An 8,641-nucleotide genomic window follows, 5' to 3' on the forward strand; every position below is an offset into this window, starting at 1 on the left:
CATGAAAGGCGCGCGCGGCTTCACCCTCATCGAACTGCTGGTGGTCATGGCGATCATCGCCACCCTGATGACCATCGCCATGCCGCGCTATTTCAACAGCCTGGAGCAGTCCCGCGAGACCACCCTGAAGCAGAGCCTGTCGGTGATGCGCGAGGCCCTGGACCACTACTACGGCGACACCGGGCGCTACCCGGAAAGCCTCGACGAGCTGATCGGCCAGCGCTACCTGCGCAGCCTGCCGGTGGACCCGATCACCGAGCGCAACGACCTGTGGCTGACCGTGCCGCCGCCGGACGGGGTGTCCGGCGCGGTGGCCGACGTGAAGAGCGGGGCGAGCGGGAGGGCGCGCGATGGCAGCCAGTATGCGGAATGGTGAGCGCGGCTTCAGCTTCCTCGGGGTGCTCTTCGTGATCACCCTGATGGGCGCGCTGCTGGCCACCACCGGGCAGCTCTGGGCCACCGGCGCGCAGCGCGAGCGCGAACGCCAGCTGCTGTGGGTCGGCAACCAGTACGCCAAGGCGCTGCGCGGCTACTACCGCGCTTCGCCGGGCCTGGCGCAGTACCCGCAGCGCCTGGAGGACCTGCTCGAGGACCAGCGTTTCCCGACCCCGGCGCGGCACCTGCGCAAGCTCTACGCCGACCCCCTGGGCGGCGGCGACTGGGGCCTGGTGCTGACCATCGACGGGCGCATCGCCGGGGTCTACAGCAAGGCGCCGGGCGAGCCGCTGCTGCGCGCCAACTTCCCCGACGCCTGGCGCGAATTCGAGGGCATGGGCAGCTACGCCGACTGGCGCTTCGTCGCCGAGAAGGCCTTCCAGGGCAACGACGCCGGCGTGCCCTCCACGGGCGGGAGCGACGAGCCATGAGCCGGGCCCTGGCGCTGCTGCTCTGCCTGTCGCTGCTGGGCGCCGCCACGGCGCGCGCCGGCGAGGACGACGAGCTCAACGGCTTCATCGTCGACGACGCCATCTCCCACATCGGCCACGACTTCTACCGCTACTTCAGCGAGCGCCTGCGCGACACCAGCCGCCTGGACTTCAACCTGGTGGTCCGCGAACGCCCGTCGGCGCGCTGGGGCAGCCTGATCTGGGTGGAATTCCAGCAGCGCGTGCTCTACCGCGAATTCCTCGCGCCGAACACCGCCGAGCTCAAGACCGTGGCCTACGCCGCCGCCGACAAGGTGGCCCAGGCCGTGGTCCGCCAACGCCTGGAGACCCTGCTCCAGGACACCACCGACATCGAGAGGGACGAACTATGAAGCGCGCCACACTGTCGCTCGCCAGCCTGCTTTGCCTGCTGGGCAGCGCCCAGGCCACGGAACTGGTGTACACCCCGGTGAACCCGTCGTTCGGCGGCAACCCGCTCAACGGCACCTGGCTGCTGAACAACGCCCAGGCGCAGAACGACCACGACGACCCGGACGCCCGCACCTCGGCCTTCGCCGGCACCACCGCGCTGCAGCGTTTCAGCAGCCAGCTGGAGTCGCGCCTGCTGTCGCAGCTGCTGACCAACATCGAGAACGGCAACACCGGCAGCCTGAGCACCGAATCGTTCCTCATCGACATCATCGACGACTCCGGGGCGCTGAGCATCCAGGTCACCGACAAGAACACCGGCGAGGTGTCGGAAATCGTGGTCAACGGGCTGACCCCGAACTAGTCGCGGGTCGAGCGCATTCGAGCGAGGAGACGGGCCATGAACGCAGCACTGAAGGTAATGATGCTGGCGGTCGCTCTGGCGGGCTGTGGTCTGCGCGAGCCCATGCCGGCGGTACAGGATGTCGAAACGCCCACGCTGACCCCGCGGGCCTCCACCTACAAGGACCTGCTCGAACTGCCGCGCCCGCGCGGCCGCCTGGTGGCGGCGGTGTACGGTTTCCGCGACCAGACCGGGCAGTACAAGCCGACCCCGGCCAGCTCCTTCTCCACCAGCGTGACCCAGGGCGCGGCGAGCATGCTGATGGACGCGCTCTCGGCCAGCGGCTGGTTCATGGTGCTGGAGCGCGAGGGCCTGCAGAACCTGCTGACCGAGCGCAAGATCATCCGCGCCTCGCAGAAGAAGCCCAACACCCCGGTGAACATCCAGGCCGAGCTGCCGCCGCTGCAGGCGGCCAACCTGATGCTAGAGGGCGGCATCATCGCCTACGACACCAATATCCGCACCGGCGGCGACGGCGCCCGCTACCTGGGCATCGGCACCTCGGTGGAGTACCGCGTCGACCAGGTCTCGGTGAACCTGCGCGCGGTGGACGTGCGCAGCGGCCAGGTGCTGGCCAACGTGATGACCAGCAAGACCATCTACTCCATCGGCCAGAGCGCCAGCGTGTTCAAGTTCATCGAGTTCCGCAAGCTGCTGGAGGCGGAGGTCGGCTACACCACCAACGAACCGGCGCAACTGTGCGTGCTCTCGGCGATCGAGGCGGCGGTGGCGCACCTGGTGGCCCAGGGCATCGAACGGCACATGTGGCAGGTGGCCGACGAGACCCAGAAGGACAACAGCTCGCTGCCCAAGTACCTGGAGCAATACCAGAGTAGCCTGCAATAGGCCCGTAGGAGCGCGCCATGCGCGCGAATCGCGGGCGAGGGGAAATCCCAGCGTCGTAGGGCGCATAACCGTTCGCGGTTATCCGCCGTCGGCCCGAGCGCCGGAGCCGACGGCAACGGCGGATAACGCCGTAGGCGTTATGCGCCCTACGGGTCGCCCCATCAAGCAAACACCACCGTAGGAGCGCGCCATGCGCGCGATCGCGGGCGTGGCCCGCTCCTGCGATGGTGTGTGAGGGTGAGTCGTGCGTCGATGTTTTCGGCAGCCCCGCCTGCCCACGTCCATGGCGATCGCCCGGGCAAAAAAAGACCGCCAGCCCTGGGGAAGGCGTGGCGGTCAGTAGGGCGCTTTGCGCTTACTGCTGCGAGACGGTCGAGACGTTGCCGGTGCCGAACTGCTGGACGCTGGCGTTCATGTTCACCCCGGCCTGCTCCACGGTGGCCTGGTTGGCCGAGCCGCCCTGGGTGATGTAGGCGAGGTTGACGCCGTCGGTCTGGGTCACGCTGGCGATGTTGTTGTCGCCGTAGAGCTGGTTCACGTAAGCCTGGTTGCCGGCGCCGGACTGGTCGATCTCGACGCTGTTGAGGCTGCCGTTGCTGGTGCCGGTGGCGTAGTTGGCGGTGCCGCGCTGGTCGGCGACGAGGATGTTGTCGCTGCCGTTCTGCTCGAAGTACAGCTCGTTGTTCTGGTCGGCCTGGACGACGGTGGCGTCGTTGCCGCTGCCGTTCTGGGTCAGCTGGGCGACCTGGCTGCTGTCCTGCTGTTTCATCTGCACGACGTTGTCGTTGCCGTTCTGCTGGATCGCCGCGCGGTTGCCGGTGCCGTACTGGCCGCCGTGGCGGGCGCCGCGCAGTTCGTTCATGAAGACCTGGTTGGTGGTGCCGTTGGAGACCACGGTCAGGCTGTGGTCGCTGCCGGTCTGGTAGGTGTAGTGCAGGTTGCCGGTGCCGTTCTGGTACAGCGCGGTGTTCAGCCGCGCGCCCTGGTACTGGTCGGCCCAGGCGGCGTTGCTGTCGCCGGCCTGGCTGATGCTGGCGAGGTTGCCGGTGTAGGGCACCAGGCCGTCGCCGAAGCTCTGGTCGATGACCGCTTCGTTGAGCGTGCCCAGTTGGGTGACGCTGGCCTGGCTGCCGTCCTGGCTGTCCTGCCAGACCTCCGCGTAGTTGTCGGAACCGGACTGGTTGAACACCTGGTTGCCGCTCAGGCCCAGGTTCTGCCAGCCGTTGGCGATGTTGCCGGTGCCTTCCTGGTAGACCTCGATGCGGCCGTTGCTCTGCTCGGTCTGCCAGGCGGTGCCGCGGTTGCCGCTGCCGTTCTGGATCACCAGGGCGCTGTTGTTCTGCCCGGTGACCAGCTGCTCGATGTCGGCCTCGTTGCCGCTGCCGTTCTGCACGCTCTGCGCCTGGCTGCCGGTCTGGCCGTCCTGCCAGACCATGGAGAAGTTGGTGTCGCCGGCTTGCACCTGTTGCGAGAAGTTGGCCATGCCGTAGTTCTGGCTGGCGAAGTTGTCGTTCCACTGGCCGCTGGCCTGCTGGCTGATGCTGCTCTGGGTCTCGCCGAACTGCTGGTCGCCGTAGGCGGCGTTGTAGTCGCCGCTGTGGCTCTGGGTGATGGTGCTGGCGCTGGCTTCGCTCTGCACGGCCATGGCGTTGTTGCCGGTGCCGCCCTGGTTCTGGCTGGCGCTGCTCTGCCCGGAAGCCGCCTGCTGCACGCTGGCGATGTTCTCGGTGCCGTTCTGCACCTGGTTGGAGGTGCTGTCGTCGGCCAGGGCCTGGCCGGCTGCGAGCAGCAGGATCGCTGCACTGATGGGGGTGAGTCTGAACATGGCGGTGGCTCCCTGGGGTGTGCTCTGTCAGTGGTATTGCCGGACCGATACGCTCTGGCCATTGCCGGACTGCGCGACGCTGCTGTCCAGGCCACTGCCGGTCTGTTCGATCAATGCGCTGTTGGAGTTGCCGGCCTGGCTTATCTGCGCGCGGTTGTCGCTGCCGCGCTGGACGATGCCGGCGCTGTTGCCATAGCCCTGCTGGTCGATGGAGGCCATCAGGTTGTTGCCTTGCTGGAGAATCCAGGCTTCCTGCGCGCTGCCGGCCTGGACGATGCGCCCGAGCAGGGACTGGCCGTCCTGCTGCAGGCGCGCCAGGTTGGCGCTGCCGTTCTGGGCGATCGCCGCCAGTTGCCCGGGCGGCGCCACCAGCGGCAGCGGATCGCCCAGGTCGCCGGTGCTGGCCAGGTCGGCGTTGTCCTGCAGGTCGTCGGCCAGGGCCGCGCCGGCGAGCAGCGCGGTGGCCAGGAGCAGGGACGGCAGACGAAGCGGGTGCATGGCCTTCTCCTTCGACGCGAGGCCCCACCCCTGGCGGGGTGGGGCTCGCCACTCATTGCACGAGGACGGTCGCGGTGCGCACGTTGTTCAGCGCAGAGCGCACCTCCACGCTGGGGTTGGCGCTCGGCGCCACCGTGGTGCTGGTCACGTTGAGCCGCCAGCGCCCGGTGATCGGCACCGTGGCGGTGCCCAGCAGCACCGGCCCGGTCGGTGTGGTCACGGTCACCCGGATGCTGTTCGCGAGGATCGCCGAGGTGGTCCCGCTGATGTCCCAGGTGAAGCGGTTGCCGACGCGCACGGTGACGGTGGCGGCGCTGATCACCAGGTTCTCCGGCACGGTCAGCGGGGTGACCTGGACGTTCACCGTGGCCGGCGCCGAGAGCGCGCCAAAGGCGTCGCGGGCCTGGTAGGTGAAGGCCACGTTCAGCGGCGTCAGCAGGTTCAGCGGCGGGGTGTAGGTGATGCTGGTGCCGTTGGTGGTGACGCTGCCCTGGCCGGTCGGCGGCTGGGTCAGGTTGGCGACGCTGAGCGGCGCGTGGTTGTCCGGGTCGCTGTCGTTGGCCAGCACGTTGAGGGTCAGGGTCTGGCCGACGTTGACCGTACCGCTGTCGTTGCCGGCGAGCGGCACCTGGTTGGCGGTCACGCTGACGGTCACGGTGGCCGGCTCCGAGGGCTTGCCGCGGGCGTCCTGGGCGCGGTAGCTGAACACGGCGTTGAGGGCGGTGATCAGGCCCGGCGGCGGGGTGTAGGTCGCCACGCCGTTGGCCGCCAGGGTCACGCTGCCGGTGCCGGCCGCCGGCTGCACGAGGTCGACGACGGTCAACGGGGTGTCGTTGTCCGGGTCGCTGTCGTTGGCCAGCAGGTTGATCTGCACCGGAGCGTTGAACGCGGTGGTGGCGTGGTCGGCGACCGCCAGCGGGGCCTGGTTGTCCTGTTGCGCCGGGGCCTTGCCGACCACGGTCACCGGCTCGCTGTCGCTGCCGCCGGCGGAGGACTTGATGGTCACGCTGGCCGGCGGCTGGGCCAGTTCGCTGACCGTCAGGCGCTGCAGGGTGCCGGTCTTGGACAGGCGGCCGAAGCCTTCGGCGACCAGGTCGGGCACTACCACCTGGTCACTGGAACTGGCTTCCACCGTGAGGGTGTGGGTGTCCCAGGCGTAGCGCGCGGTGCTGATCTTCACCAGGTCGACGAGCTTGCGCGAGATCGAGGTCGGCTTGGTGGTGCCGGTCGGGTCGCTGGCGGTGACCACCAGGAACGCCGGCAGGGTCGCGCCGCCGCTGTCGTGCTTGGCGAAGAAGCGGCCGTTGTTGTCGCTGGTGAGGTTCACCTGGCACAGCGAGGGCGGCGTGCCGGGGACCAGCGTCAGGGTGTCGCGCATGCACAGCGCGGCGCTGCCCGGGGCGCTGGCGAAGACCTCGTAGCGGGTCCCGCCGGCGTTGCGGCTGTAGCTGCTGCGCTGGATTTCCACGGCGGTCTGCTGGCGCTCGTCGAAGACCTTCCCGGAGAGGGTGAAGAGGTTGGTCTGGATGGTCCCGGCCGGCCCGCTGATACGCACGAAGTTGGTGTTCAGCGGGCTGCCGATCACCGCCTCGGTGAGGTTCGGGTCGCCGACGAAGGTCTCGCTGGCGCCGGTGTCCGGGTTGATCTCGGTGTAGGGCCCGTTGACGCTCTGCAGGAACGGCCCGACCTGGCCGCCGAGGGCGCCGGAGAAGTCGCCCGGCGCGCCGATGCCGATGTCGCGGGTGACGTTGATCGCCCGCCGCCCGGGGGTGGTGACGGTGATCCGTTCCTCGCCGTAGGGGTGGGTGATGGTGTAGGTGCCGGCCTGCGGCACCGAGACGCGGATGCGGATGCGCGCGAAGCTCTGCTGGTCGCCGTCCACCGGGTTCTCCGCGGCGAACGCGGCCTCGATGCCGGCGACGTAGGCGTCCAGCTCGTAGCCGCTGTTGCCCACCGCCGGGATGCTCGCCTCGGCGAGCATCCAGAACATCTCCGGCGGCCAGTTGTCGGGGAACACCATGGGCTGCGCGTCATCGTAGACGCCCGGTTCCGGCAGCAGGGTGCACATGTAGGACGGCGCGCCGGGCGCCGAGGCGACCCGCGAGCTGAGCGCGCGCGACTGGCACAGCTCCAGCTTGCGGTCGTTGTTGTCCTGGTACCACATGGGGAAGCGCCCGGTCGCCAGGGTATAGGGCCCCGGATCGACAGCCTTGAGGGCGGCGTCGGCGGCGCTGGCGAGGCCCAGGGACAGGCCCAGGGCGCTGAGAATGCTTGGCCACTTGTTCATGTTGCCTCCTGGCGAGGTCAATTGGGGCGGTTACGGGACCAGTTCCACTTCTTCGCTGTCGCTGCCGCCGTTGGCGGAGACCACCCGCACGCTGGCCGGCGGTATCGGCGCGATGCCGGTGCTCAGGCTCTTGTTCGGGCCGTCGCCGCCGAGGCTGCCGATGGCCTGGCCGGTTTCCCCGGTCAGGGCGCTGAGCGCCGGTGGCGAGAGCTTGTCGCTGGTGCTCGCCTCGATGGTCAGCTGGCCGGACGCCAGGCTGTACTGGGCGCGCTGGATGCTGACCAGGTCGACCAGCGGCTGGGCCTTGGTGGTCGGCGTGCTGGTGGGGATGGCCGCGCTGTTGTCGGCCTTCACCTGCAGCTGCGCCGGCAGGGTCGGGTTGACCGCCGACTGGCCGTACCAGGCGCCGGTGCCGTTGGCCTCGGTCATGCCCAGGCTGGCCCCGGCGCTGTCGAGGAAGGCGGCGGTGCCGGGGGCCGGCGGCGCCAGGCCGAAGACGTCCTGCTGGGCGCTCGGCTGGCCGTTGACGGTCTCCCGCGAGTAGGTGGCGCGCTGGACGATCAGCGGGGTCGGGCGGTTGACCGTGGACAGCTTGCCGGACACGGCGAACAGCTCGGTGCGCAGGTCCAGGCCGTTGGGCCCTTCGATGCGCACGAAGTTGGTGTTGAACGGGCTGCCGGTGACCGCCTCGGTGAGGTTCGGGTCGCCCAGGAAGGTTTCCTGCGCGCCGGTGTCCGGGTTGGTTTCCAGGTAGGGGCCGTTGAGGCTGCGCAGGAACGGCCCGATGTCGCCCTTGAGCGCGCCGGTGAAGGTGCCGGGGGCGCCGATGCCGATGTCGCGGGTCATGTTGATCGCCCGCCGGCCGCCGGCCGCGACGTTGAACACGTCGACGCCGTAGGGGTGGGTGATGGTGTAGATACCCGCCGTCGGCACGTCGACGCGGATGCGGATGCGGGCGAAGCTCTGCTGGTCGCCGTCCACCGGCAGCTCGGTGGCGAAGGCCGCCTCGATCGCCGACACGTAGGTCAGGTCGATGCCGCGGGCGGCATCCACCAGGGTGGTTTCGGCGCTGAACCAGAAGGTTTCGTCGGGGAAGTTGTTGGGGAAGCTGACCGGTTGCGAGTCGTCGAACACGTCCGGGGTCGGCAGCAGCACGCACATGTACGACGGGACGTCGCCGGGCACGCTGGGCACCCGCGAGCTGCGGGCTCGCGACAGGCAGAGGTCGAGCACCCGGCCATGGGTGTCCTGGTACCAGGCGGCGAACTTGCCGCTGGCGGGGAGGTAGGGGCCCGGGTCGACGTCGAACAGACCGGCGTGTGCGCTACCCGCGGCCAGGGCGCAAAGCATCAGTGCGGACGGTAAGCGGTGCATGTGATTTCCCTCCAGCGGTGGAACACGCTCGTCGCCGAACCCGGCTGCGGATCGGCTCATGAGGCCCTCGGCAACTTCCATACCAGTGCGCGCAAAAAGCGCCCGCGGCCCCG

General features: G+C 69.2%; 9 protein-coding genes. 5 read left to right on the forward strand and 4 right to left on the reverse strand.

All coding sequences use genetic code 11. The features are described from left to right. Nucleotide 1 precedes the first annotated feature (1 nt). The 5 genes from P3W75_RS21540 to P3W75_RS21560 are packed head-to-tail and all read left to right on the forward strand — an operon-like array spanning nucleotide 2 to nucleotide 2,544. Nucleotides 2-376, forward strand: a complete 375-nt coding sequence (locus P3W75_RS21540; protein WP_276229341.1) for a type II secretion system protein — start codon at nucleotides 2-4, stop codon at nucleotides 374-376. Further along, nucleotides 351-866 carry a type II secretion system protein gene (locus P3W75_RS21545; protein WP_276229342.1) on the forward strand — a complete coding sequence of 172 codons (516 nt, stop codon included), beginning with the start codon at nucleotides 351-353 and terminating at the stop codon, nucleotides 864-866. The genes P3W75_RS21540 and P3W75_RS21545 overlap by 26 nt, the downstream gene beginning before the upstream one ends. After that, a complete protein-coding gene (gene csgE, locus P3W75_RS21550; RefSeq protein ID WP_276229343.1) occupies nucleotides 863-1,258 on the forward strand; it encodes a curli production assembly/transport protein CsgE in 396 nt (131 codons plus the stop codon). The genes P3W75_RS21545 and csgE overlap by 4 nt, the downstream gene beginning before the upstream one ends. Next, nucleotides 1,255-1,659, forward strand: a complete 405-nt coding sequence (locus tag P3W75_RS21555; protein WP_276229344.1) for a curli assembly protein CsgF — start codon at nucleotides 1,255-1,257, stop codon at nucleotides 1,657-1,659. The genes csgE and P3W75_RS21555 overlap by 4 nt, the downstream gene beginning before the upstream one ends. Nucleotides 1,660-1,695: 36 nt before the next feature. Beyond that, nucleotides 1,696-2,544 (forward strand): CsgG/HfaB family protein, encoded by an 849-nt coding sequence (locus P3W75_RS21560; protein WP_276229345.1) that lies wholly within the window; start codon nucleotides 1,696-1,698, stop codon nucleotides 2,542-2,544. A 355-nt stretch (nucleotides 2,545-2,899) separates the two neighbouring features. Here the strand turns inward: P3W75_RS21560 and P3W75_RS21565 are convergent, their stop codons facing one another. Genes P3W75_RS21565 through P3W75_RS21580 form a run of 4 tightly spaced genes read right to left on the reverse strand, consistent with a single transcriptional unit; the run spans nucleotide 2,900 to nucleotide 8,528 of the window. Then, nucleotides 2,900-4,369 (reverse strand): curlin, encoded by a 1,470-nt coding sequence (locus P3W75_RS21565; RefSeq protein WP_276229346.1) that lies wholly within the window; start codon nucleotides 4,367-4,369, stop codon nucleotides 2,900-2,902. Between the two features lie 27 nt (nucleotides 4,370-4,396). Then, on the reverse strand, nucleotides 4,397-4,867 hold the full coding sequence (locus P3W75_RS21570; protein ID WP_276229347.1) for a curlin: 471 nt from the start codon (nucleotides 4,865-4,867) through the stop codon (nucleotides 4,397-4,399). A 52-nt stretch (nucleotides 4,868-4,919) separates the two neighbouring features. Beyond that, nucleotides 4,920-7,154, reverse strand: coding sequence for an Ig-like domain-containing protein (locus P3W75_RS21575; protein WP_276229348.1), 2,235 nt, complete (start codon nucleotides 7,152-7,154; stop codon nucleotides 4,920-4,922). A 30-nt stretch (nucleotides 7,155-7,184) separates the two neighbouring features. Beyond that, nucleotides 7,185-8,528 carry a hypothetical protein gene (locus P3W75_RS21580; protein WP_276229349.1) on the reverse strand — a complete coding sequence of 448 codons (1,344 nt, stop codon included), beginning with the start codon at nucleotides 8,526-8,528 and terminating at the stop codon, nucleotides 7,185-7,187. Nucleotides 8,529-8,641 lie beyond the last annotated feature (113 nt).

Source organism: Pseudomonas citronellolis (assembly GCF_029335315.1).
GTDB classification, from domain to species: Bacteria; Pseudomonadota; Gammaproteobacteria; order Pseudomonadales; family Pseudomonadaceae; genus Pseudomonas; species Pseudomonas citronellolis_A.

Coding starts and splice junctions, on each gene's coding strand:
- P3W75_RS21545 (WP_276229342.1), top strand. CDS start 351: ATGGCAGCCAGTATGCGGAATGGTGAGCGCGGCTTCAGCTTCCTCGGG.
- csgE (WP_276229343.1), top strand. CDS start 863: ATGAGCCGGGCCCTGGCGCTGCTGCTCTGCCTGTCGCTGCTGGGCGCC.
- P3W75_RS21575 (WP_276229348.1), bottom strand. CDS start 7,154: ATGAACAAGTGGCCAAGCATTCTCAGCGCCCTGGGCCTGTCCCTGGGC.
- P3W75_RS21570 (WP_276229347.1), bottom strand. CDS start 4,867: ATGCACCCGCTTCGTCTGCCGTCCCTGCTCCTGGCCACCGCGCTGCTC.
- P3W75_RS21580 (WP_276229349.1), bottom strand. CDS start 8,528: ATGCACCGCTTACCGTCCGCACTGATGCTTTGCGCCCTGGCCGCGGGT.
- P3W75_RS21565 (WP_276229346.1), bottom strand. CDS start 4,369: ATGTTCAGACTCACCCCCATCAGTGCAGCGATCCTGCTGCTCGCAGCC.
- P3W75_RS21555 (WP_276229344.1), top strand. CDS start 1,255: ATGAAGCGCGCCACACTGTCGCTCGCCAGCCTGCTTTGCCTGCTGGGC.
- P3W75_RS21540 (WP_276229341.1), top strand. CDS start 2: ATGAAAGGCGCGCGCGGCTTCACCCTCATCGAACTGCTGGTGGTCATG.
- P3W75_RS21560 (WP_276229345.1), top strand. CDS start 1,696: ATGAACGCAGCACTGAAGGTAATGATGCTGGCGGTCGCTCTGGCGGGC.